Raw genomic sequence first — 24081 nt, forward strand, 5'->3', positions numbered from 1 at the left:
TTTGCACGGGCGGTGGGATAACTCGTCTTCAGCTATTACTTCGCGACGGTCGATGATCCGTCCGCGTGCCACTGGAAGACACCAAACTCAAATCCCTTCAAATCGCCTTTTTCGTCCCATTTCAGCGGCCCAATCACGGTGTCAGCCCCGTGTGCTTTCAGATCTTTCACCAGCTCCAACGGCTCTTTACTACCGCTGCGATCCATTGCTGTCGCCAATGACTGGACGGCTGCATAAGTGATCCACACGTACGGCCCGGTTGGATCTTTCTTGTCAGCTTTGAGCGCATCGACGATAGCTTTATTCGCAGGATCCTGGTCATAGCGTTTTGGCATGGTCACCAGCATGCCTTCAGCGGCATCACCGGCAATATTAGACAGCGACGCATTGCCCACGCCCTCAGGTCCCATAAACTGGGTATTCAGCCCGACGGAGCGAGCCTGGCGCAGCATTTGTCCCATTTCCGGGTAGTAGCCGCCGTAATAAACAAAATCGATATTTTCTTTTTTCAGGCGGGCGATCAGCGCAGAAAAATCTTTTTCCCCGGCAGTGATCCCGTCAAAGAAGACGATATTGGCTTTGCTCGCTTTCAGGCTCTCCTGCACTGAACGCGCCAGGCCTTCACCGTATTGCTGTTTATCGTGAATGATGGCGATGCGTTGCGGCTTCACCTTCTCCAGAATGTATTTCGCGGCGGTCGGCCCCTGAGAGGAGTCCAGGCCCGCTGTACGCATAATGTGTGCGTAACCGCGCTGGGTCAGTTCCGGGTTGGTCGCGCCCGGGGAAATCATCAGAATGCCTTCGTCTTCATAGATATCTGATGCGGGCTGCGTGGAAGATGAGCACAGATGACCAATAACGTACTGAATGCCGTCATTGACGATTTTGTTCGCTACCGCAACGGCCTGTTTCGGATCGCAGGCGTCGTCATATTCGACGGCAACCAGTTTGTCGCCTTTGACCCCGCCTTTGGCATTGATATCTTTAATGGCCTGACGTGCGCCATTAAATTCCATATCACCCCACTGCGCGACCGGACCTGACATCGCCCCGACAACAGCGACCTTGATATCCTCCGCCATGACCGCGTGTGACATTGCCAGTGCTATCACCCCTGCGATGATTGTTTTCGCATTCCGTTTCATTTTCCTGAATCCCCATTCGTGATGATGTATATATTTTGTATTTATGTGGTTAAAAAGCAGACTGTGCTTTTTTTGAACTGCACTATTTTTACCAGTCTCGTTAATGGTTTAGCGCAGTTTTTTAAGCAAATTACGGCTAAAATCTCTATTTTTCAGTCGATTAAGAAAAGATAATATTCTGCTTTTCACTATAGATAAACAAAAAAAAGTGCATTTGTCAGCATAAAATAACGGCACAAAGAGCGGAATAAAATGCTGCATTCTAGGGTATTATCCTGCCTGTTTTTCAATCTCTACTGTTTCAATCTGTCATTGTCGTTGTTACAAAACTATTAACCTGGTTAATCGCATTAAAAAGAGAAAGCATCCGGGCGAATTATTTCGGTACACTGATTCCATCTTTTGTGATTTGGACATGCTGTTAATGAAGCTGACCATCGTTCGTTTAGATAACTTTAGCGACCAGGACCTGATTGATCTGGGCAAAATCTGGCCGGAATATTCCGCCTCATCATTAAGCGTAGATGAAACGCACCGGATCTACGCCGCACGCTTTAACGAGCGTCTGTTAGGTGCCGTGCGGGTAACCCTGAGCGGCACACAAGGCGCACTGGATTCATTGCGCGTGCGCGATATCACCCGCCGTCGCGGCGTCGGGCAGTATTTGATCGAAGAAGTGATCCGGGAAAACCCTGACGTGAGTTCGTGGTGGATGGCCGACGTCGGCGTTGAAGACCGCAGCGTGATGGCCGCATTTATGCAGGTGTTAGGATTTACGGCCCAGGAAAATGGCTGGGAGAAACGGTAGAAAACCGCCCCCAACCAATTGTATTACGAGTATTTTCCCAAGAATTTTGTGTTGCAGGCAGGCGGCAAGTTATAAAATCCCCGGAGCTTACATAAGTAAGTGACCGGGGTTGAATAACGCAGCCAACACACCTGCGGCACGAAAGGCGCCGGGAAAATCACTTGGCGTCTGTCGCCGTCCCGTTTGCATGCCAGTCAAACACGCCGAATTCGAAGCCTTTCAGGTCGCCCTTCGCATCCCATGACAGCGGCCCCATCACAGTTTCCACTGAGTTTGCTTTCAGATACTTGGCAATTTCAGCCGGATCATCAGACTGGTTCAGACCGGCCTGCAAAGATTGCAGCGCGGCGTAGGTGGTCCATACGAATGCACCACTCGGATCCTGTTTCTTGGCCTTGATGGCGTCCACAATCGGTTTGTTCGCCGGAACCTGGTCGTAGTTCTTCGGTTTCGTTACCAGTAAGCCTTCTGCTGATTCACCGGCGATGTTAGACAGCGACACGTTCGCTACACCTTCTGGCCCCATAAACTGGGTTTTCAGACCCGCGGCGCGTGCCTGGCGCAGGATTTGCCCCATTTCCGGGTGGTAACCGCCGTAGTAAACGAAATCGATGTTCTCTTTCTTCAAACGCGCTACCAGCGTAGAAAAATCTTTTTCCCCGGCGGTGATCCCGTCAAAGAACACCACGTTGGCGTTACCCTTTTTCAGGCCATCCTGCACCGCGCGGGCCAGGCCTTCACCGTACTGCTGCTTATCATGAATAATCGCGATGCGCTGCGGCTTCACTTTTTCAACGATATATTTGGCGGCCGTTGGGCCCTGATCGGAATCCAGACCAGTGGTACGCATTACCAGGCTATAGCCGCGCGCGGTCAGCTCCGGCGCCGTTGCCGCTGGAGTGATCATCAGAATGCCTTCGTCTTCATAGATGTCTGACGCAGGCTGAGTGGAAGAAGAGCACAGGTGACCGATTACGTATTTAATCCCGTCGTTGACCACTTTGTTCGCAACCGCTACCGCTTGTTTCGGGTCACAGGCATCGTCATATTTCACCATGACCAGTTTGTCGCCTTTCACGCCGCCCTTGGCGTTGATATCCGCAATTGCCTGCTCTGCGCCGGTAAATTCCTGATCGCCATACTGCGCTACCGGGCCAGACATCGCCCCCACAACAGCAATTTTAATATCTTCTGCTAATGCCATGTTGCTGAATGCGAGTGCAATACATCCTGCCAGTAACGCTTTACCCTTCATTTTCATCCTGAGGTTCCTCATTGTTATGGTTGTTGCATTTGTTGTGATGTTGTTATTTAGCACATTATTCTGATATTGGCGTCACACCAAGTATAAGACATTGATATTTAGGCATGCTGACCGTGCATTTTCAGCATACTCTGCTAAAACATACCCCATTTTTATGGATTTGAAACGTGAATTTTTGCGATGACATAACATATAGGTGACAAAACTATAAATATCAATTCATCTCCATAATATGACCTTATATCATCGATATAAAATATAATTTTAATTAAGATGCATTGTTGAATATATATAAATGACAGTATTAATTATAAAAACCAAATATTATATTATTTTGTTATGCGTTATATGCATCCGCTAGAAATAGCCATATTAGTCAATACATTCAATATGTGATCTTGGTAACGTTTAAAAATCCATAAAACAATATATATTCAAAGAACAGAAACCACTCTCAAGAACGGAATCTGTTACATACAAAATATAAATCAAACATATGGATTATATATAAGGAAGATAACCATTGAATCTCTATGATATCATCATATTAACACATGGTGACGCAGGTAAAGAGTTATTAAACAGTAGTGAAATGATTGTTGGCAAAACGAAAAATACAACGGCTATTTCTCTGATCATCGGGATGTCACCAGAAACGTTAATGGAGCAAACAAGGAAAATACTCAGACCCAATATTAAAACCGTTATTCTTACCGATATATATGGTGGAACACCATCAAATGTAGCGACGGTTCTCTCCAGAGAATACCCTATTCATTGTATTAGCGGCGTAAACCTTGCCATGCTGCTTGAAGCGAATATGTTACAAGACTCCGATAAAGAAATCACCATCGAAGAATATGTTCAATGTATTCATGATGCCGGTAAAGATATGGTTCAAAGTTATCAATTTAATAAAGGATAATAGAGTATGAGTATAGTACATGCCCGCATTGATTATCGCCTAATTCATGGACAGGTTATCACCAAATGGCTGAAAAGGAGTAACGCCGATAAAATAATTGTTATTGATGACGAATTATATAATGATCCTTTTTTAGCCGAAGTTTATAAAATGGCGGCCCCCAGCGGCATCGAAGTAATCATGACATCCATTGAGGAAACGACAACCCGCTGGAATGAGAAAAATTTCCATACTGGCAAACTTTTAATCCTTTTCAAATCTATTGATTCAGCATTAAAGACTATTCAGGGCGGATTAGAACTTGAAGAGTTGCAAGTAGGCGGCATAGAAAACATCCCTGGTAGAAAAATCGTCTTTAATCAGATATCAATAAATAAAGAAGATGCAGAAAAACTACAAGTCATAGAAGACAGGAATATTAAAGTTTATTTCCAGACTATCCCAGAAGAAGAACCAGCCAGTCTGCAAAAAATAAAGAATAAGTTACCTTAAAAAGGAGAGGAACTTATGGGCGTTTCTACAGCAATATTGATTGGTTTAGTTTATTGGATATCACAAGCGAAGGTATGGTATGGCTTTTCAATCATGCGCATGCCGTTATCTATTGCCCCCATTATGGGAATTATCTTTGATGATATGCCGACTGCATTATCAGTCGGTGCGACATTACAGATGATCTATATAGGTAGTATTGCTCCTGGTGGGAACCCGCCAGCAGATGAGGGATTGGCCTCCTGCATCGCTATACCTATTGCTCTTACTGCGGGGATAAAACCTGAAATAGCGATTTCGTTGGCAATCCCAATAGGTTTATTAGGGGTTGTCCTCGAAAACGTTCGTAAAACGGTTAATACCACATTTGTTCATATGGCCGATCGCTATGCCGAAAAAGCAGATATCAAAGGGATTCAGCGGGTAGCAACTATCTATCCTATTCTGTTGGCCTTCCCTATGCGCTTCGTTCCTGTTTTCGTTGCCTGTTTGTATGGCCCAGATGCTATTTCCTCATTTGTCAAACTGTTACCCTCCTGGACCACCAACGGCTTAGCTATCGCTGGTAATATTCTTCCAGCATTAGGTTTTGCTATCACTATCATTGTGATCGGTAAAAAACAATACATCCCGTTATTCATCATTGGTTTCTTCTTGGTCACATATTCAGGGCTAAACACCATAGGGATATCCATTTTTGGTTTATGTGCTGTTCTCTTATACATGCAATCAAAAACTGCGAAAGGAACACAAAATGGCTAATAATATCGACTTAAAGGAAGCCGAAAGCTCACCAATTACGAATAGAGATGTGCAGATTGTCTGGTTAAAATGGCATGCTTTCTCAGAAACATCATTAAATTTTGAACGGTTACAGGCTCTAGCCTTTTGTAATTCAATGACAGGGATTTTAGCTAAGCTATACCCGAATAAGAGGGATCTTTCAAAAGCGTTACAGCGCCATTTGACGATGTTTAACACACAAGCTAACTGGGGCTCAGTGGTAAACGGCATCACTATCGCACTAGAAGAAAAAGCATCCCAGGAACCGGAAGAACAGCGAACAGCCACAACCCAATTAGTGACCAGTTTAAAAACGGGGCTAATGGGTCCAGTCTCAGGTATCGGGGATACGCTAGATTTTGGCACATTGCGACCTATTGTTATTGGGGTATGTATTCCTTTTGTATTGCAAGGGTACGTATTAGCCGCGTTACTGCCATTGATCTATCAAGTTGTCTATATGTTCTTCGCTAGCCGATTTGCACTTAATATTGGCTATAAAAAGGGGAAAGAGTCAATTTTAGAGATACTCCACTCTGGCAGTATCCATAAAATTATTGAAGGCGCAGGTATGTTCGGCCTGTTGATGATGGGGGCGCTTTCTGCCACTTATGTAAAGATTAAGACACCGCTACATATTACTACTGGTGGGGGGAATACTATTGTCCTGCAGGACATGTTAGACAAAATTGTGCCTAACTTACTCCCCCTGGTTGCGGTTCTCGGTATTTATATATACATCCAGAAGTGTGGACCGCATTTCCTAAGAATACTGGTAGCAATCCTCTCTTTAAGCCTTATTTTTTCATTCTTCGGTTTATTGTAATATGAAAAAAATACTTATAACGCCAAGGCCCTTTCTTAGTAAGGGGCAAAAATATCTGGATGAATTACAGGCAGCAGGTTATATCGTCGAATGTAATACGAGCGGCGGACGTTTTAGTAAAGAAGAGTTGATGGTAAAAATTAAAGATGCCGATGCTATTATTACAGGCAACGACCCTTTAGATCAAGACGTTATAGATTGTGCGAAAAAACTAAAAGTAATCTCAAAATATGGTGTTGGTTTAGATAATATTAACGTTGAGTATGCGAACAGCAGAAATATTGTGGTGCATAAAGCACTCAACGCCAATTCTGTATCGGTAGCAGAAATGGCTATTCTAATGATGCTATCCAGTGCCAGAAAGTATGTTGAAATCGAACAACAGGCTAAATGCAGTAATGATGTAAGATTGGTGGGTACTGAGTTACATAAAAAGACATTAGGGCTGATTGGCCTTGGTGCTATTGGCAAACATGTAGCCCACATCGCTAACGCTATGGGTATGGAGATCATTGCATACGACCCTTATATCAATCAGAGTCAGGTTTTTCCGTATATAAACTTTAAAGAGTTAGATGAGGTGTATCAGCTCAGTGATGTTATCTCGCTTCATTTGCCTTTACTAGATAGCACCAGGCACATGATTGATCAGCACGCATTCGAAAAAATGAAACCTTCCGCAATATTGATAAATACTGCACGAGGCGGTTTGATTGATGAAAATAGTTTATACAATGCTTTAATTACTCATAAAATTTCTTTTGCTAGTGAAGATATTGAACTTAAAGAACGAAAAGAAGAAACAAAACAACTCATGAATTACTCGATCACGCCACATGCGGCTTCGTTTACTCAGGAAGCAGATCTTAACACAATTCAAATCTCGATTAAAAATGTTACCAACGAACTGGAGAAAAGATAATGAAAGAACTTAAGGGAATTATTACTGCGATGGTGACACCATTTGATGAAACGGAAAAAATGGATATCCCGGCAGCAAGAAAGATGGCTCGCTGGTTAGTCAACAATGGTGTTCATGGATTATTTATTTGTGGCACCAACGGTGAATTTCATCTGTTATCAGATGATGAAAAAGTAGAACTCACCAAAGCAGTCGTTGATGAAGTGGGTGATGACGTAACTATTTGCGCCGGTGCCGGTTGCTGTAGCACACAGCAAACTATTGCTCTGACTCAACGACTCGTTGATGCTGGCGCAGATTACATTTCAGTTGTAACCCCCTACTATCTGGTGCCTAATCAGGAAGATTTATATAAACATTACTATGATATTGCGGCCAGCACAGCAGCACCTATTATTCTATACAATCTCCCAGGGCAAACGGGCCTAAGTATTGAATACGAAACAGCGAATCGCCTGGCTGATATCGATAATATCGTGGCAATCAAAGATAGCAGTGGAAAATTTGAAGTACAAAAACAGTACCTTGAGATTTCAAAACACAAAAATTTTAAAGTATTGAACGGTTCAGATTCGCTGATGCTTGATGCATTTAAAGAAGGTTCAGTTGCCAGCGTCGCAGCCACATCAAATGTTTTACCGAAGATTGAAGTAGATTTGTATAACTACTTTATCGCGGGGCAGTTGGATCAAGCACAGGAAGAGCGTAATAAGATCGATGCGCTGCGTATGAACATTAAGAAAATGACCGCACCTGCAGTAATGAAAGAGGCTCTTAACTTAATGGGGATCACCGCAGGCATTACCAGAAGACCAATACATATGCCGAATGAAATCATCACTCAGGATATCAAAGAGATGCTGGCAACCTATAATCTCCTGCCACAATAAGTTATACCGACAGTATTCGGCTGCATTAAGGTGACATGTTTGCCCAGAAACCGGGCAAACATGTCACCTTGTCAGGCGCAGGGGCATCAATCACTTCGGCTCCCCCACAACACCAGAGAGGCAAAAGCAAACCTGGCAGAGGAAAGCGTGATAGCAGTTTGGAGTATCAATCAGACATAAAAAACCCCCGAATGGGCATCCAGGGGTTATAGGGGCAATGCGTTAAACGGCGTGATTACGCTTCGATCGCCGCACGCAGTTTTTTCATGGCGTTCTTTTCAAGCTGACGAACACGTTCAGCAGAGACGCCGTAGCGATCGGCCAGTTCCTGCAACGTCGACTTGTTGTCTTCGTCCAGCCAACGGGCGCGAATGATGTCCTGGCTACGTTCGTCCAGACCCTCCATTGCGTGGGTCAGTTTATTCGCGGCCTGATCTTCCCAGTTATCTTCTTCAATGCCGTCGGCAAAGTTAGATGATTTATCCTGCAGATACAGAACCGGCGCCATCGGCTGGCTGTCAGACTCGTCGTCTGAAGACATGTCAAACGTCATGTCCTGCGCCGCCATACGGGATTCCATTTCGCGCACGTCTTTGCTGGAAACACCCAGCTCACGAGCAACCATTTCAACTTCGTCCTGATTGAACCAGCCCAGACGCTGCTTGGTTTTACGCAGGTTAAAGAACAGCTTACGCTGCGCTTTGGTGGTCGCGACTTTTACGATACGCCAGTTACGCAGAACGTATTCGTGGATCTCAGCTTTGATCCAGTGCACGGCGAAAGAAACCAGGCGCACACCCACTTCCGGGTTGAAACGGCGCACGGCTTTCATCAGGCCGATATTGCCTTCCTGAATCAGATCCGCCTGCGGCAGGCCATAGCCCGCATAATTACGAGCAACATGAACAACAAAGCGCAGGTGAGACAGGATCAGCGTTTTAGCTGCTTCCAGATCGCCCTGGTAATGCAGCTTTTCAGCAAGTAGCCGCTCCTCGTCAGCCGACAACATCGGCCACGCGTTCGCAGCCCGGATGTAAGATTCCAGGTTACCAACAGGGGCTAAAGCTAAATTTTGCATTTCTTTGGTCATTCAAATCCTCTCAATCTTTTCATCTGACGGGTTGGCTAAAACCAATAGCAACAACCATGCCAGAGCTTATGAGCAACGAGAATATCATTCAATCTTTTATCAGACAGTGATTTTATCCACAAGTTCCATGTCGTAATGTGTATAGATTACGCACAAAATGTGACATCACAATGAATACGCTGGGAAGAGATAACAGGGACTCTTTCCCTGCAGAGCGAACTACTCAGTGCAGGGAAAGATTATACCAGAGATTTTTTAATCGGGGGTAAAGTGGCGTAAATGTTGAACCGTGGCAAGCCAGGCTGCCACCCAGCCAATCATCGAGCACACCAGCAGCAATAACAGGCATTCGTCGAATGATAAGCCGTTGATATCAAACTTAGTTCCAAAAACCTGTGCCACCTCAGTAACCGCTGACGACAGGCGCATCACCAAAATTTCTGACAAAATCAGTGAAAGAAATGCGCCGGAAAAACCGAGCAGCGCACCGCCGTAGAGGAACGGACGCAGGATAAACCCATCCGTCGCGCCAATCAGTTTCTGCACGTTAATGGTATCGCGACGCGCAAAAATACTCAGGCGCACACTGTTACCGATGACGAGGAAGACCGCCGCTACCATCAGCACGCCAATCATCGCGGAGACGCGTCCGACAAGGCCCGTCAGAGCCGCCAGACGGGCAAACCAACTGTCATCCATGCGCACTTCATCAATACCGTTGATTTGTGCGATACGGTCGCGCAGCGTGTTCAGCGACTCCGTGCCCTGGAAGTCCAGTTTCGGGATAACTACCGCCACGGCCGGTAGCGGGTTCTCTTCCAGCATATCCAGCGCGCCGCCAAAGCCGGACCAGTTACGGAATTCGCCCAGCGCGTCATCGCGGGAAAGGTAATTCACTTTCTCAACGCCCTGCTCGGCCTGCAACTGACCAACCACCCGCGCCGCTGCATCATCATCCAGCGTTTTTTGCAGGTAAACGGTGATCTGCGGAGAAGGATAATACTGGCTTGCCGCATGGTCGACGTTCTTATAAACCATGTAGCATACGCTTGGCAGCGTCAGGGAGATGGCAATAACCATCACCGTCAGGAACGTCGCCAGCGGCTTGCTTTTCAGGTCCTGTAACGCGCCCTGGAACGCGTAGCGTACCTGCTCGTTAAAGACATTGGTTTTACGCGAGTTCGGCTTTGGCGCGGCTTTCGCCCGCTTTGGCGCGTTACGACCGCCATCTCCCGGCGCGCCGCCCGATTTACGGAAGCGATCCAGTCGGCCACCGAACTGTTTGATTTGATTAATAGCGTCACGTCTATTCATGGGCCAGGCCTCCATGCAGATGTCCATCGCTCAGAACCATTTGGCGATAGGAGCGACGGGAGATCAGGCCAATATCGTGCGTGGCCATTAATACCGTGACCCCGACGCGGTTAAACTCTTCAAACAGGCGAAGGATCCCTTCCGACAACGCGTCATCCAGGTTCCCTGTTGGTTCATCCGCCAGCAATACCGCCGGTTTGTTCACCACCGCACGGGCGATGCCCACGCGCTGTTGTTCACCGCCGGAGAGCTGAATAGGGAAGTTTTTCGCTTTGTCCAACAGTCCGACCTTATCCAGCGCCGCTGACACGCGACGACGAATATCGTCCCCGCTGGCGCCCGCGATGATCAGCGGGATTGCCACGTTGTCAAACACGGTTCTGTCCATCAACAGGTGGTGATCCTGAAAAATCATGCCAATCTGACGACGCAGAAACGGCACTTCACGGTTTTTCAAACGGCTGATGTCATGCCCGCTGAAGTAGATTTTCCCGGCGCTGGGCCGTTCAATTCCACAAATCAGCTTCAGCAGGGTACTTTTCCCCGCGCCGGAGTGGCCGGTCAGAAATGCCATCTCGCCAGGCTGCATATGGAAGGTAACTCCCTGCAGCGCTTGTCTCCCACCGAGATAGGCCTTGCTGACATGTTCAAAGCGAATCATTGTTAATCCTCTCGGGCAAAAAGTGCCTCTATAAAATCGTCCGCCTTAAACGGACGTAAATCCTCGATACGTTCGCCCACACCGATATAGCGGATAGGGATGCCAAACTGATCGGCAACCGAGAAGATGACCCCGCCCTTCGCTGTACCGTCCAGCTTAGTCAGGGTGATACCGGTTAAGCCCACCGCTTCATGGAACAGTTTGGCCTGGCTTATCGCATTCTGCCCGGTGCTGGCGTCGATAGTCAGCATAACTTCATGCGGCGCATCTTCGTCGAGCTTCTTCATGACGCGAACGATTTTTTTCAATTCTTCCATCAGGTGCGATTTGTTCTGCAAACGCCCTGCGGTATCAGCGATCAGCACATCTACATTACGCGCCTTCGCCGCCTGGATGGCATCAAAGATGACGGACGCGGAATCCGCGCCGGTATGCTGAGCAATCACCGGGATGTTGTTACGCTGACCCCAGACCTGCAGCTGCTCTACCGCCGCCGCACGGAAGGTATCGCCCGCCGCCAGCATCACCGATTTACCCTGCTGCTCAAACTGACGCGCCAGCTTTCCGATAGTGGTGGTTTTACCCACGCCGTTGACGCCAACCATTAAGATAACAAACGGCGTCTTGCCATCAACATTCAGCGGTTCTTCCACCTTCGCCAGAATCTCGCCCATCTCTTCTTTCAGCAGGCCGTACAGCGCTTCCGCGTCTTTGAGCTGCTTACGGCTGGCACCTTCCGTCAGATTCGCAATAATCTTGCGGGTCGTTTCTACGCCCACGTCGGCGATCAGCAGTTGCTCTTCCAGCTCTTCAAACAGATCATCGTCGATCTTTTTACCACGGAACAGACTGATAAATCCGGAACCAAGGTTTTCTTTTGTTTTCAGGAGGCTGCGTTTCAGACGCGCAAAGAAACCTTCTTTCGTTGGTTTTTCCTGCTCCTGGACTCCCTCTTCTTCTGTCGGTGCTTCTACGGCAGGTTCTTCTACCGGCACCACCATCACGGCTTCTTCAGCTGCCTCAGCCGCCAGCGCCTGCGCTTCCAGTTCTTCATCAGTCAGGTGCGGTTCGTTTTCGGCTTCCTCTTCAACCGCCTCAACGATTTCCACGGTTTCCGCTTCGGCCTGCCACTCTTCGGCAGAAACCTCTTCGGTGTTCACCTCTTCCGGCAGCGGCAATTCTTCGCGTTCGATAACCGTCGCTGCTGGCGTTTCCACAACGGGTTCAGCTGCAGGTTCAGCAACCAGCTCAATCTCCGGCTGCGATTGTTCGGCAACAGGTTCTGCTTCCGGCTGCAGTTTTTCGATTTCCGCAACCTGTTCAGTCACTTCAACAACTTCAGCTGCAAAAGCTTCCGTTTCCGCCTCGCTACGGGTTTCCTCGGCGCGCGGCTGTTCGTCAACGACGGTAGTTTCTTCAGCAACCGGTTGTTGTTCTTCGTTTTTTAATTCTGTCTCGTTTTCCGGTGCCTGCTCTTTTTGACCAAAGCCCAGCCAGGAAAAAAAGCCACGTTTTTTCTCTTTCGCCATTTGCGACTACACTCCCCCGCTGTTGCTTCATGGCACAGCGTCAACGCTATGTACATAGCAGCTAAAAAAATGATGAAATAGTCTATCACTTATACCCGATGAATTTCGAGTTACGTCAAGGCGGCAAGCGCACGAATCCCGATGAGCTTACTTTTAGTAAGTGATTTGGGTGAGAAAGTGCAGCCAACGAAGAGGTAACTTGAAAGGCGACGGGTTAACTTAACTCACATCACCGCCTGGAATGACACGTCAGCAGCGGATTGAGCAATAATTGAAATGAAAAAACCGAATCACTCTGGTAGCGGCCAGATCCGCATTATTGGTGGTCAATGGCGTGGCCGTAAACTCCCGGTTCCGGATAGTCCCGGTCTGCGCCCAACCACCGACCGCGTACGCGAAACCTTATTTAACTGGCTGGCCCCGGTAATGGTCGATGCTCACTGCCTGGACTGCTTCGCCGGCAGCGGCGCGCTGGGGCTGGAAGCCCTCTCTCGCTATGCGGCAAATGCGACGCTTCTGGAAATGGATCGCGCGGTATCACAGCAGCTACAAAACAATCTCGCCACGCTGAAAGCCCCCCATGCCCGGGTCGTCAACACCAATACCCTGACATTTTTGGCCCAGACGGGTACGCCGCATAACGTGGTGTTTGTTGACCCCCCGTTTCGCAAAGGATTACTGGAAGAAACATTAACTCTTCTGGAAACTCATGGCTGGCTGGCAAATGAAGCGTATATTTACGTTGAAAGCGAAGTAGAAAACGGTTTGCCGCCGGTTCCGGTGAACTGGTCGCTGTACCGCGAAAAAGTCGCCGGACAGGTCGCCTATCGCCTTTACCAACGTGAAGCACGAGGAGAACACGATGCTGATTAACCTGGGACGCCTGCTGATGTTGTGCGTCTGGGCATTTTTACTACTCAATATTTTCCAACCCTTTCCACGCCCGCTTAACATCTTCGTTAACGTCGCACTGATTTTTATGGTGCTGATGCATGGCATGCAACTGGCGCTGTTAAAAAGCACCATGCCTAAAGATGGCCCGCAGATGACCCGCGGAGAGAAAATCCGTATTTTTCTGTTCGGCGTCTTTGAGTTACTGGTTTGGCAGAAGAAGATTAAAGATCAGTTGAAAAAGTAACTGTGATCTTTTCGCCCGGCGGCGCTTAGCAGGCCGGGGCGACAAAATCTCCAGGCCGGACAAAGCGTAAGCCGCAATCCGGCATCAGTCAGATGAAACCTTAGCGTTCACTGTAAAATCAACAAAACGCGAACCTTTATAACTCAGCGTTCCCTTATCCCCGACCGTTAACGCATGGTACTGCTGGGCATCCAGACGAAACGTCTGCTCGAAGCCGCCACTTTGTGGCTTAAAACTGACTTCATAGCGCATGCTGGTCCCCGCCGGGCTCACTTCCTGCTGGCGGGATCGCCGATCGTTAAGCGGTTTTTCCCGTTTGTTACTCACCACCACCTGCTTTTGCACTAACGGCGCAGTATCATTATCGGCTTTTTCACGCCGCTGCTGAACGAAGCGAAACGACGCAGCAACAACGATTAATACAATGATAACAATGAAAAAAAGTGGTGGTTTGCTCATATTATTAACCCATCAGAAAATGCGGAAATAAGCATACATTGCCTGTTATGGTGTTGTCATCTGGCAGGGTCGACCTCTACACTGAACAGTAGAGCCGTGAGCACCCCGCTTACGAAAAAATAACGAATTCAAGGAACTAAGATGCTTTGGTCGTTTATCGCTGTCTGCCTTTCCGCATGGTTGTTCGTGGATGCTTCCTATCGTGGGCCCGCCTGGCAACGCTGGGTCTTTAAACCCCTAACCTTACTCCTGCTGGCGCTGCTGGCCTGGCAGGCGCCAATGTTTAATGCTGTCAGCTATCTGGTGCTGGCTGGCCTGCTTGCCTCGCTGCTGGGCGATGCGCTGACGCTGTTACCGCGCCAACGCCTTTTGTATGCCGTGGGGGCATTCTTCCTGTCGCATCTGCTGTATACCATTTACTTCGCCAGCCAAATGACGCTGTCGTTCTTCTGGCCTTTGCCGTTGGTGCTGGTGGTGCTGGGGGCGTTGCTGATTGCCGTGATCTGGACGCGACTTGAAGAGCTACGCATCGCTATCTGTACCTTTATTGGTATCACGCTGATGATGGTCTGGATGGCTGGTGAGCTGTGGTTTTTCCGCCCGACCGCTCCGGCGCTGTCGGCCTTTATGGGCGCATCACTCCTGTTCATCGGCAACATTGTCTGGCTGGGTAGCCATTACCGTCGCCGCTTTCGCGCCGATAACGCAATTGCTGCCGCCTGCTACTTCGCCGGACATTTCCTGATTGTTCGTTCGTTGTATCTTTAAAACGCTTGACTCTGGAGTCGACTCCAGAGTGTATCCTCCGGTTAATATGAAATGATTATCAACCGGAGGATGCCATGTCGACACCCGATTCCAGTGGCAAAAAAGCCCCACAATTTTCTTCTTTCAAGCTAGCGCCTGCGCCACAAAAGGCTGACGACTGCTGCTGCGAAGGAAGTTGCTCCACCCCACCACCCGTATCCGGTACCGTAATGGGTACCCGCTACTCCTGGAAAGTGGCAGGCATGGACTGTGCAGCCTGCGCCCGAAAAGTGGAGAATGCGGTCCGCCAGGTCAACGGCGTCAACCAGGTCCAGGTTCTGTTCGCCACCGAAAAACTGGTAGTCGACGCGGGTTCCGATATCCGCCTGCAAGTTGAAAGCGCAGTGCAAAATGCAGGCTATACCCTGCGCGATGAGCAAGCGCCAGACGCCGCCCCCGAGTCGCGGTTTAAAGAGAACCTGCCGCTGATTTCGCTGATTATCATGATGGCGATTAGCTGGGGGCTGGAGCAGTTCAATCACCCCTTTGGCCAGATAGCATTTATCGCCACCACGCTGGTAGGTCTGTATCCCATTGCCCGTCAGGCCCTGCGTCTGATGAAAACCGGCAGCTACTTTGCCATTGAAACGTTGATGAGCGTGGCCGCCATTGGCGCACTGTTTATCGGCGCGACGGCAGAAGCCGCCATGGTGCTACTGCTGTTTTTAATTGGCGAACGCCTGGAAGGATGGGCCGCCAGCCGCGCCCGTAAAGGGGTCAGCGCACTGATGGCGCTCAAGCCGGAAACCGCCACGCGCCTGCGTAACGGCGAGCGCGAAGAGGTTGCTATCAATACTCTCCAGCCAGGCGATGTTATCGAGGTTGCCGCGGGTGGGCGTTTACCTGCCGATGGCAAGCTGGTCTCCGGGTTTGCCAGCTTTGATGAAAGCGCCCTGACCGGCGAATCGATACCGGTTGAGCGCGCCACCGGCGAGAAAGTCCCGGCGGGCGCCACCAGCGTGGACCGTCTGGTAACGCTGGAAGTACTCTCCGAACCGGGTGCCAGCGCCATTGACCGTATTCTGAAATTGATTGAAGAAGCGGAAGAACGCCGCGCCCCCATTGAGCGCTTTATTGACCGTTTCAGCCGGATTTACACCCCAGCCATTATGGCGGTTGCGTTGTTGGTCACCCTTGTACCACCGCTGCTGTTTGCCGCATCCTGGCAGGAGTGGATTTATAAAGGGCTGACGCTGCTGCTGATTGGCTGCCCATGTGCGCTGGTGATTTCCACACCCGCAGCCATTACCTCTGGCCTTGCCGCCGCGGCGCGTCGTGGCGCGTTAATCAAAGGCGGGGCCGCGCTGGAGCAGTTGGGTAGGGTAACGCAGGTCGCGTTTGATAAAACCGGCACCCTGACCATCGGTAAACCGCGCGTCACGGCGATTCACCCGGCAAGCGGTATTGGCGAGGCAGAACTGCTGGCGCTGGCGGCAGCAGTAGAGCAAGGCGCGACGCACCCGCTGGCGCAGGCGATTGTTCGGGAAGCCCAAACGCGCGAACTGACTATCCCTGTCGCAAAAGATCAGCGGGCGCTGGTTGGCTCTGGCATTGAAGCACTGGTCAACGGTGAACGCGTGCTGATTTGCGCCGCCGGTAAGCAGCCTGCCGATGCTTTTGCCGGGCAGATAAGCGAGCTGGAAAGCGCGGGTCAAACGGTGGTGCTGGTGCTGCGTAACGATGCCGTTCTCGGCGTGCTGGCCCTACAGGACACGCTGCGCGACGACGCCCGTAGCGCCATCAGCGAGCTTAATCAGATTGGCGTGAAAGGGGTGATCCTGACGGGTGATAACCCGCGAGCGGCGGCAGCTATTGCCAGTGAATTGGGTCTCGAATTCAAAGCGGGTCTATTACCGGAAGATAAAGTACAGGCCGTTACCCATCTTAACCAACAGTCGCCGCTGGCGATGGTCGGCGACGGCATCAACGACGCTCCGGCAATGAAAGCAGCCACCATTGGCATTGCGATGGGAAGCGGGACCGATGTCGCGCTGGAAACCGCCGATGCCGCCCTGACCCACAACCGCCTGCGTGGTCTGGTGCAAATGATTCAGTTAGCCCGCGCCACCCACGCCAATATTCGCCAGAACATTGCGATTGCGCTAGGCCTGAAGGGGATTTTCCTCGTCACCACCCTGCTCGGGATAACCGGATTGTGGCTGGCGGTGCTGGCAGATACGGGGGCGACGGTACTGGTGACCGCTAACGCGCTGCGGTTACTACGTAAAGGATAATGCGTCTGTGCCGGACGGCAGTTGCATTAGCGCCATCCGGCTGAGATTACTGGCCTTTGCGCACCAGATAGCGGTACGGCAGAGAGTCGGTCTCTTTTGCCACCAGCTCATGCTCCATAAAGGTACAGAAGCCAGGAATGTCACGGGTTGTCGCCGGATCGTCGGCGACAATCAGCAGCGTTTCACCCGCTTGCATGCCGCGCACGGTTTTACGCACCATCATTACGGGTTCCGGGCAGCGCAGCCCCTGGGCATCAAGAGTATGGTCGGGAGAGGTAAACAGATCGCTCATCGTAGTCTCGTTCATTCAAAAACGGCGTTATTTTACGCTCTGTTGTGGCGTAAGCCAATCAGGTTAACGATTGCGTGAAAAACAACCATTGCAATGTGCTATTAAAGCAGTATCATGCGACGGTTTTTTATTGGGTTCCCTCACCCCATCCAACAAAAAGGTCACAATATGACTCCGTTTACACAATCTCAACGCGTAAAAGCGTTGTTTTGGCTATCGCTATTTCATCTGCTGGTGATCACCTCCAGCAACTATCTGGTGCAGCTACCGATCTCCATTTTTGGTTTCCATACCACATGGGGCGCTTTCAGCTTTCCGTTTATTTTCCTCGCGACCGATCTGACCGTGCGTATTTTTGGCGCACCGTTGGCACGACGTATCATCTTTGCGGTAATGATCCCCGCGCTGCTGATCTCCTATGTCGTTTCATCACTGTTCTATATGGGATCGTGGCAGGGATTCGGCGCACTGCTGCACTTTAATCTGTTTGTCGCCCGTATCGCCGCCGCCAGCTTTATGGCTTACGCGCTGGGTCAAATTCTGGATGTGCATGTCTTTAACCGCCTGCGTCAGAACCGTCGCTGGTGGCTGGCGCCAACGGCTTCCACGCTGTTTGGCAACATCAGCGATACGTTAGCCTTCTTCTTTATCGCTTTCTGGCGCAGCCCGGATGCCTTTATGGCCGAGCACTGGATGGAAATCGCGCTGGTTGACTACTGCTTCAAAGTGCTGATCAGCATTATTTTCTTCCTGCCGATGTACGGCGTGCTGCTGAATATGTTACTGAAAAGGCTGGCAGATAAATCCGAAATCTCTGCATTGCAGACGAGTTAAAGGTTCATTTTCCGAGTTGTGATAAGATGGACGAATGAGCCGTTATGGCCGTTTATCGAAAGGAAGAAGTCAATGCGCAATCTGGTTAAATATGTCGGTATTGGCCTGCTGGTTATGGGGCTTGCGGCCTGTGATAATAGCGATACAAAAGCGCCAGCAGAGGGTGCTGCCGCAGAAAGTAGCGCCACCGGACAACCGGTCAGCCTGTTGGACGGTAAACTCAGTTTTTCCCTGCCAGCGGATATGACCGATCAGAGCGGCAAACTGGGCACCCAGGCGAACAATATGCACGTTTATTCTGACGCAACCGGCCAGAAAGCGGTGATTGTGATTGTTGGCGACAATACCAACGAAGACCTGGCTGTGCTGGCAAAACGCCTGGAAGATCAGCAGCGTAGCCGCGACCCGCAGTTGCAGGTCGTCACCAATAAATCTATTGAGCTGAAAGGCCACACGCTGCAGCAGTTAGACAGCATCATCTCGGCCAAAGGCCAGACCGCTTACTCTTCCGTGGTGTTGGGTAAAGTCGATAACCAACTGCTGACTCTGCAAATCACGCTGCCTGCTGACGATCAGCAAAAAGCGCAGACTACCGCAGAAAACATCATTAACACGCTGGTTATCCAGTAACGGTTAAGACGATGACTCGGCCTCCGGTGACACCACCTGAGGCCGTTTTTTTAATCGCCAGGTCAGCAATAACGCCACCGCCACCAGCCCTGCCGCCGCCAGATAGATAACCGGCACGCCCGCCCAGGTCATGACCAGCCCGGCCAGCGGCCCCGTAACTCCCAGTGATAAATCCATAAACACCGTATACGTCGCCAGCGCAGCGCCCTGATTTTGCTGCGGGACGGCTTTTACCGCCACCACGCCCAGCGCCGGGAACACCAGCGAGAACCCTGCACCGGCCAGCAGGACGCCGCTTTTCGCCATCCACGGCATGGAAGCCATCCCCACCAGCAGCAGCCCAACAATCTCGACGCTAAAGCAGATCATCGCCACATTTAGTCCACCTAACCGGTTGATACCATTTGGGAATAACAGGCGGGTCCCCACAAACGTGCAGCTAAAAAGCGTCAGCGCGAAAGCGGCACCGTCCCAGCCTTTGGCATCATAAAACAGGGTAATGAAAGTGGCGATCACGCCAAATCCGGCTGAGGCCAGGGCCAGCGCCATGCCGTACAACCAGACACGCCCAAGCACCGCGCGAAATGGCAACGGTTTGCCTTTGCTGGCCTTCACCGCCGGACGAGGGAGCGCCAGCAGTATTGCCAACAGCGCCACGCCCATCACGGTCAGCGCCAGTCCCTGTAAGCCACCCCAGGCATAAAACAGAACGCCCAGCGGAGCGCCTATCGCCATCGCGCCATAGGTCACGATGCCGTTCCACGAAATCACCCGTCCGATGTGCATTGAACCAACGACCCCAACCCCCCACAGCGTAGAACCAGTCCCGGCAAAGCTTTGCCCGATCCCTAGAATCACGCGCCCCAGGCATAACAGCAGCAGGCTGGCCAGCGGCCAGCCATTCGTGAAGCCCGCCAGGAAGTAGCCCAGACCACTTAAAAAACAGCCACACAGTCCGAATACCACAATCTTCTTTGGCCCCAGCAGGTCGGCATAGCGACCAGCATGTGGACGGCTCAGCAGCGTAGCAAAATATTGCAGGCTGATGACCAGCCCTGCCCAAAAAGCGCTAAATCCCATCACATCATGGACATAGCCTGGCAATACAGCGAGCGGCAGACCAATGGTCAGGTAGCTGGCGAAGTTAAACATCACCACAGAGACAATACGCAGATTAAGGCGTAAACCGCTAAGCGTCGGTTCAGCGACGGGTTCGGGCATGGAGGATCACCACGTTTTCACAACAGTGTTTCATTTCTACCATGTTGCCGGGCAGAAATCAGTAGTCAGTTTCGGAATATCAGTCGCAAGCCAGCCGCTACACTTAATGCAAAAACGCAAACAGGAAGACGACATGACAACCGCCCAGCCCGATAAAACGGGTTTGCACATTCTGCTCAAACTGGCCGCTCTGGTGGTGATCCTCGCGGGTATTCATGCCGCGGCAGATATCATCGTACAGCTTCTGCTGGCCCTTTTTTTTGCCATTGTATTGAATCCGCTGGTCATCTGGTTTATTCGCCGGGGTGTACGTCGGCCGGTCGCGATAACGTTAGTCGTGGTGGTGATGCTGATCGTTCTTACGGCGTTAATCGGCGTTCTGGCATCGTCCATCACTGAATTCATGGCCATGCTGCCAAAATACAACAAGGAGCTGACGCGCAAGGTTCTGTATCTGCAAGAGATGGTGCCTTTTCTGAATCTGCATATGTCCCCGGAGCGCATGCTGCAGCGCATGGACTCCGACAAGCTGATGACCTTCACAACCACGCTGATGACAAGTCTTTCCGGTGCCATGGCCAGCGTCGTTCTGCTGGTGATGACGGTGGTCTTTATGTTGTTTGAGGTGCGTCATGTCCCCTATAAGCTGCGCTTTGCGCTGAACAACCCCCAAATCCATATTGCGGGGCTGCATCGGGCGCTGAAAGGTGTTTCTCACTATCTGGCGCTGAAAACGTTGCTCAGCTTATGGACCGGTGCCATCGTCTGGCTGGGACTGGCGCTAATGGGGATTCAGTTTGCTCTGATGTGGGGTGTGCTGGCATTCCTGCTAAACTACGTGCCCAACATTGGCTCGGTCATTTCCGCCGTTCCACCCATGATCCAGGCGCTGCTGTTCAACGGCGTTTACGAATGTGTGCTGGTTGGGGCGCTGTTTCTGGTGGTGCATATGGTAATTGGCAACATCCTTGAGCCCCGCATGATGGGGCACCGGCTGGGATTATCGACGCTAATCGTGTTTCTCTCTCTGTTGGTGTGGGGATGGCTGCTTGGTCCGGTAGGTATGCTGCTCTCCGTGCCGTTAACCAGCGTGTGTAAAATCTGGATGGAAACCACCACTGGCGGTAGCAAACTGGCAATTTTGCTGGGACCCGGCAGGCCCAAAACCCGATTACCTGGATAAACTTGCAAACAGCATGTATAGAATGGTAAACAACCCCATTATTACTAAAGGTTAGCCTTGATATGTACCGGATCGTTCTTGGGAAAGTTTCTGTTTTAAGCGCTGGCGCACTGCCTGCCGCACTGCGTGAGCAGGCCCCGCAAGGCGCTCGTCGTGCGCGCTGGCTGGCAGGTCGCGTGCTGCTTTCCCATACTCTTTCGCCATTACCGGACATCGTCTACAGCGAGCAAGGAAAACCGGCCTTTTCCGCCGACACACCGCTGTGGTTCAATCTCAGCCACAGCGGTGATGATATTGCCCTGCTGCTCAGCGACGAAGGGGAAGTCGGCTGTGATATTGAAGTCGTTCGCCCGCGCGATAACTGGCAGACGCTGGCAAATACGGTGTTCAGTCTCAGGGAACATGCCGAAGTTGAGGCCGAACACCCGGAGCAACAGCTGGCGGCGTTCTGGCGCATCTGGACGCGTAAAGAAGCTATCGTGAAACAGCGTGGCGGCAGCGCCTGGCAAATTGTCAGCGTCGACAGCACCGTGCTAACCTCCTCACTCTCGGTCAGCCAGTGCCAGCTCGATACCCTGAGCCTGGCGGTGTGTACCCCCACGCCGTTTACCCTGACCGCCGACGCCGTGCAGCGTCTGGAAGCCTTAGCGTAAATTTTCCGGGAAGTTTTCCGGCAATTCATTGGCCGCACAGGCAATAACGCTGTCATTATTCGCCCCACAGTCACGCACGAAGGTGATGGTCGCAAACTCGTCAATCACCTCAGTTGGATATGCCGGACCCGCATCGCGATATGACATCATCAGCGGAATATGGTCATTCTGGAAACAGACCGTTTTTTGCGGATTGTTAATCACCCAGCGTGGGAAAAAGATGGTGCCGTGAAAGAGTTTGTCGCCCAGATTTACGATCAGGCTGACGTCGGTCCCGGTCGGTTCGGTCCATGAAATTTTATAAACACTCTCGCCAACCCGCACAATGTACGCCCGCTGATCCTTCACCCAACGATTCCCCACAATGCCGCTGTGAATACGGTAATCCAGAGTGGTGTCGTTTTTCACGTAGATCTCGTAATGCCAGCCATTATCGTAGGTATAGACCAGATGTTTGCCGACAAAGCCGCTCAAATCATGTTTATCAAAAGTGCTCATATTCGTTCTCCTCTTACTTGATGCGAGGATCTTACCGCTTCAAAAATTGGATGAATAACGCTATGTTTACATCATATTCATTCAATTTTTAGATGAGTTATGCACAAGACAACGCTGGAGCAATGGGCCTTACTGGAGAAAGTCGTGGAGCTGGGCAGCTTTGCGAAAGCTGCGGAAGAGACCAACCGTAGCCAGTCTTCGGTGAGCTACAATCTGGCGCTACTGCAGGAGCGGCTTGGCGTGACGCTGCTGACGCCGGAAGGTCGCAGGGCGGTATTAACCCCTGCGGGAGAGCTACTGTTGGGCCAGGTCAAACCGTTACTGAAGGCCTTTTTATGGGTGGAAACCCGGGCAGCAACATTGCAAAACGGCACGCGAACGCGGCTGGATTTCATGGTAGATAGCATCTTCCCACGCAAACGCCTGTTCGCGATCCTCAAGCAGTTTCAGCTGGCGTGGCCGCAGACGCAGGTACGTTTGACCGAAGTGCTGGAGAATGCTGACGATCGACTGGCAGCGCATGCCGATGCGGACGTGATGGTCCTGACCCGACGCCAGGATATCACCGGCCGCGGCGAATGGCTGATGAATATTGACTTCGTGGCCGTTGCCCACCGCGATCACCCGCTCTGCATGCTGGATGCGCCGCTGGATGAAGACGCGTTACGCGCGTGGCCGCTGATTCGCATTGCCGATCGCGACAACCCGCAGCAAGCGGTGCGCGATGCCTGGACCTTCTCGACCATTGATGCCGCGATTGAGGCGGTGATGTATCAGGTCGGTTACGGCTGGTTGCCTGAGGAGCGAATTCAGCAGCAGCTTGAGCAGGGGCTATTACGCCCGCTGCCGTTAAGCCATGGCGCTCGCCGTGCCACCCCGCTGCATCTGATCGTCAAAGACACGCTCGCGCCGCTGGATGAACAGGTAAGAACTCTGCTGCGTTTATTGCGAGAGCATTAACCTTTTCCCCGGATGCCGGACGTGTGTTACAAAATACGCTATTCCCCTTACTCCCTGTGCGCCCACGCGCCACATGAAAGGTTAATTGCAGATGCAACGAGTCACCATTACCCTCGATGACGATTTACTGGAAACGCTCGACAGCCTGAGCCAGCGCCGTGGCTATAACAACCGTTCCGAAGCGATCCGCGATATTCTGCGCGGCGCACTGGCGCAGGAAACCACCCAGGAGCACGGCACTCAGGGATTCGCAGTGCTCTCGTATGTTTATGAGCATGAGAAGCGTGACCTGGCGAGCCGTATTGTTTCCACCCAACATCACCACCACGATTTATCAGTCGCCACGCTGCACGTGCACATCAACCATGACGACTGTCTGGAAATCGCTGTGCTAAAAGGTGACATGGGCGATGTGCAGCATTTTGCCGATGACGTGATTTCCCAGCGCGGCGTGCGCCACGGTCATCTGCAGTGCCTGCCGAAAGAAGAGTAATTGCTTGTTTTGTTGCCCGGCCTACATTCG

General features: G+C 50.9%; 27 protein-coding genes and 1 pseudogene. 18 read left to right on the plus strand and 10 right to left on the minus strand.

All coding sequences use genetic code 11. The annotated features are described in order from the left end of the window. Positions 1 to 35: 35 nt before the first annotated feature. Positions 36 to 1145: a high-affinity branched-chain amino acid ABC transporter substrate-binding protein LivK gene (gene livK / locus HV334_RS23105; protein WP_047501423.1), complete on the minus strand. Its 1110-nt coding sequence runs from the start codon at positions 1143 to 1145 to the stop codon at positions 36 to 38. A 424-nt stretch (positions 1146 to 1569) separates the two neighbouring features. Here livK and panM point away from each other — a divergent pair, with 424 nt between their 5' ends. Then, positions 1570 to 1953 carry an aspartate 1-decarboxylase autocleavage activator PanM gene (gene panM / locus HV334_RS23110; protein ID WP_016154837.1) on the plus strand — a complete coding sequence of 128 codons (384 nt, stop codon included), beginning with the start codon at positions 1570 to 1572 and terminating at the stop codon, positions 1951 to 1953. A gap of 157 nt (positions 1954 to 2110) precedes the next feature. Here the strand turns inward: panM and livJ are convergent, their stop codons facing one another. Next, entirely contained in the window at positions 2111 to 3214 is a 1104-nt protein-coding gene (gene livJ / locus HV334_RS23115) for a branched chain amino acid ABC transporter substrate-binding protein LivJ (protein WP_101700395.1), read from the minus strand. A gap of 526 nt (positions 3215 to 3740) precedes the next feature. Between livJ and HV334_RS23120 the strand changes: the two genes are divergently transcribed. From HV334_RS23120 to dapA, 6 genes are read left to right on the plus strand one after another with little or no spacing between them, the layout of a single operon-like run. Beyond that, positions 3741 to 4142 carry a PTS sugar transporter subunit IIA gene (locus HV334_RS23120; protein WP_047501419.1) on the plus strand — a complete coding sequence of 134 codons (402 nt, stop codon included), beginning with the start codon at positions 3741 to 3743 and terminating at the stop codon, positions 4140 to 4142. A gap of 6 nt (positions 4143 to 4148) precedes the next feature. Next, a complete protein-coding gene (locus HV334_RS23125) occupies positions 4149 to 4634 on the plus strand; it encodes a PTS sugar transporter subunit IIB (RefSeq protein WP_103766958.1) in 486 nt (161 codons plus the stop codon). 15 nt (positions 4635 to 4649) lie between these two features. Beyond that, on the plus strand, positions 4650 to 5396 hold the full coding sequence (locus tag HV334_RS23130) for a PTS sugar transporter subunit IIC (RefSeq protein ID WP_047501416.1): 747 nt from the start codon (positions 4650 to 4652) through the stop codon (positions 5394 to 5396). Then, positions 5389 to 6243: a PTS system mannose/fructose/sorbose family transporter subunit IID gene (locus HV334_RS23135; RefSeq protein WP_052138036.1), complete on the plus strand. Its 855-nt coding sequence runs from the start codon at positions 5389 to 5391 to the stop codon at positions 6241 to 6243. Before HV334_RS23130 ends, HV334_RS23135 begins: the two co-directional genes overlap by 8 nt. Before the next feature lies 1 nt (position 6244). Then, positions 6245 to 7165, plus strand: coding sequence for a phosphoglycerate dehydrogenase (locus HV334_RS23140; protein ID WP_103766959.1), 921 nt, complete (start codon positions 6245 to 6247; stop codon positions 7163 to 7165). After that, a complete protein-coding gene (gene dapA, locus HV334_RS23145; protein ID WP_181220946.1) occupies positions 7165 to 8055 on the plus strand; it encodes a 4-hydroxy-tetrahydrodipicolinate synthase in 891 nt (296 codons plus the stop codon). Before HV334_RS23140 ends, dapA begins: the two co-directional genes overlap by 1 nt. Positions 8056 to 8290: 235 nt before the next feature. Here dapA and rpoH read toward each other — a convergent pair whose 3' ends face one another. The 4 genes from rpoH to ftsY form a co-directional block, all read right to left on the minus strand. Beyond that, positions 8291 to 9145 (minus strand): RNA polymerase sigma factor RpoH, encoded by an 855-nt coding sequence (rpoH, locus tag HV334_RS23150; protein ID WP_005121585.1) that lies wholly within the window; start codon positions 9143 to 9145, stop codon positions 8291 to 8293. 255 nt (positions 9146 to 9400) lie between these two features. After that, positions 9401 to 10459 (minus strand): permease-like cell division protein FtsX, encoded by a 1059-nt coding sequence (ftsX, locus tag HV334_RS23155; RefSeq protein WP_016154839.1) that lies wholly within the window; start codon positions 10457 to 10459, stop codon positions 9401 to 9403. Beyond that, positions 10452 to 11120: a cell division ATP-binding protein FtsE gene (gene ftsE, locus HV334_RS23160; protein WP_003023420.1), complete on the minus strand. Its 669-nt coding sequence runs from the start codon at positions 11118 to 11120 to the stop codon at positions 10452 to 10454. Before ftsE ends, ftsX begins: the two co-directional genes overlap by 8 nt. A 2-nt stretch (positions 11121 to 11122) precedes the next feature. After that, a complete protein-coding gene (ftsY, locus tag HV334_RS23165; RefSeq protein WP_181220947.1) occupies positions 11123 to 12649 on the minus strand; it encodes a signal recognition particle-docking protein FtsY in 1527 nt (508 codons plus the stop codon). A gap of 276 nt (positions 12650 to 12925) precedes the next feature. Here ftsY and rsmD point away from each other — a divergent pair, with 276 nt between their 5' ends. Continuing rightward, positions 12926 to 13522 (plus strand): 16S rRNA (guanine(966)-N(2))-methyltransferase, encoded by a 597-nt coding sequence (rsmD, locus tag HV334_RS23170; RefSeq protein WP_016157666.1) that lies wholly within the window; start codon positions 12926 to 12928, stop codon positions 13520 to 13522. Then, positions 13512 to 13787, plus strand: a complete 276-nt coding sequence (locus HV334_RS23175) for a DUF1145 family protein (protein WP_016154842.1) — start codon at positions 13512 to 13514, stop codon at positions 13785 to 13787. The genes rsmD and HV334_RS23175 overlap by 11 nt, the downstream gene beginning before the upstream one ends. Positions 13788 to 13871: 84 nt before the next feature. On the opposite strand, the gene HV334_RS23180 is transcribed toward HV334_RS23175, so the two are convergent. Next, positions 13872 to 14246, minus strand: a complete 375-nt coding sequence (locus HV334_RS23180; RefSeq protein ID WP_016154843.1) for a DUF2500 domain-containing protein — start codon at positions 14244 to 14246, stop codon at positions 13872 to 13874. 141 nt (positions 14247 to 14387) lie between these two features. Between HV334_RS23180 and HV334_RS23185 the strand changes: the two genes are divergently transcribed. After that, positions 14388 to 15014: a lysoplasmalogenase gene (locus tag HV334_RS23185; RefSeq protein ID WP_016154844.1), complete on the plus strand. Its 627-nt coding sequence runs from the start codon at positions 14388 to 14390 to the stop codon at positions 15012 to 15014. A gap of 74 nt (positions 15015 to 15088) precedes the next feature. Next, positions 15089 to 17287, plus strand: coding sequence for a Zn(II)/Cd(II)/Pb(II) translocating P-type ATPase ZntA (gene zntA / locus HV334_RS23190; protein WP_181220948.1), 2199 nt, complete (start codon positions 15089 to 15091; stop codon positions 17285 to 17287). A gap of 46 nt (positions 17288 to 17333) precedes the next feature. Here the strand turns inward: zntA and tusA are convergent, their stop codons facing one another. Then, complete coding sequence (gene tusA, locus HV334_RS23195; protein ID WP_003827551.1) at positions 17334 to 17579, minus strand: sulfurtransferase TusA; 246 nt, start codon at positions 17577 to 17579, stop codon at positions 17334 to 17336. A 168-nt stretch (positions 17580 to 17747) separates the two neighbouring features. Between tusA and HV334_RS23200 the strand changes: the two genes are divergently transcribed. After that, entirely contained in the window at positions 17748 to 18413 is a 666-nt protein-coding gene (locus HV334_RS23200) for a 7-cyano-7-deazaguanine/7-aminomethyl-7-deazaguanine transporter (protein ID WP_019078120.1), read from the plus strand. 72 nt (positions 18414 to 18485) lie between these two features. Then, positions 18486 to 19043, plus strand: a complete 558-nt coding sequence (locus tag HV334_RS23205) for a DcrB family lipoprotein (protein ID WP_016154847.1) — start codon at positions 18486 to 18488, stop codon at positions 19041 to 19043. A 3-nt stretch (positions 19044 to 19046) separates the two neighbouring features. Here the strand turns inward: HV334_RS23205 and HV334_RS23210 are convergent, their stop codons facing one another. Further along, a complete protein-coding gene (locus HV334_RS23210; RefSeq protein ID WP_047358184.1) occupies positions 19047 to 20264 on the minus strand; it encodes an MFS transporter in 1218 nt (405 codons plus the stop codon). 133 nt (positions 20265 to 20397) lie between these two features. Here HV334_RS23210 and HV334_RS23215 point away from each other — a divergent pair, with 133 nt between their 5' ends. Then, entirely contained in the window at positions 20398 to 21447 is a 1050-nt protein-coding gene (locus tag HV334_RS23215) for an AI-2E family transporter (protein WP_047501404.1), read from the plus strand. Positions 21448 to 21509: 62 nt separating this feature from the next. Continuing rightward, positions 21510 to 22100 carry a 4'-phosphopantetheinyl transferase AcpT gene (acpT, locus tag HV334_RS23220; protein ID WP_181220949.1) on the plus strand — a complete coding sequence of 197 codons (591 nt, stop codon included), beginning with the start codon at positions 21510 to 21512 and terminating at the stop codon, positions 22098 to 22100. Here acpT and HV334_RS23225 read toward each other — a convergent pair. Continuing rightward, on the minus strand, positions 22092 to 22598 hold the full coding sequence (locus HV334_RS23225; RefSeq protein WP_181220950.1) for a phenolic acid decarboxylase: 507 nt from the start codon (positions 22596 to 22598) through the stop codon (positions 22092 to 22094). The genes acpT and HV334_RS23225 overlap by 9 nt on opposite strands. 99 nt (positions 22599 to 22697) lie before the next feature. Here HV334_RS23225 and HV334_RS23230 point away from each other — a divergent pair, with 99 nt between their 5' ends. From HV334_RS23230 to nikR, 3 genes and pseudogenes are all read left to right on the plus strand, one after another. Further along, positions 22698 to 23558, plus strand: coding sequence for a LysR family transcriptional regulator (locus tag HV334_RS23230; protein ID WP_181220951.1), 861 nt, complete (start codon positions 22698 to 22700; stop codon positions 23556 to 23558). Then, a pseudogene (gene nikE, locus HV334_RS25420) lies at positions 23555 to 23635 on the plus strand (nickel import ATP-binding protein NikE); the annotation flags it as partial. The gene HV334_RS23230 and the pseudogene nikE, both read left to right, overlap by 4 nt. 14 nt (positions 23636 to 23649) lie before the next feature. Beyond that, on the plus strand, positions 23650 to 24051 hold the full coding sequence (gene nikR, locus HV334_RS23235; protein WP_005121550.1) for a nickel-responsive transcriptional regulator NikR: 402 nt from the start codon (positions 23650 to 23652) through the stop codon (positions 24049 to 24051). The last annotated feature ends 30 nt before the right edge of the window (positions 24052 to 24081 follow it).

Origin of the sequence: Citrobacter sp. RHBSTW-00944, from assembly GCF_013615435.1 — a bacterium.
GTDB classification, from domain to species: domain Bacteria; phylum Pseudomonadota; class Gammaproteobacteria; order Enterobacterales; family Enterobacteriaceae; genus Citrobacter; species Citrobacter braakii.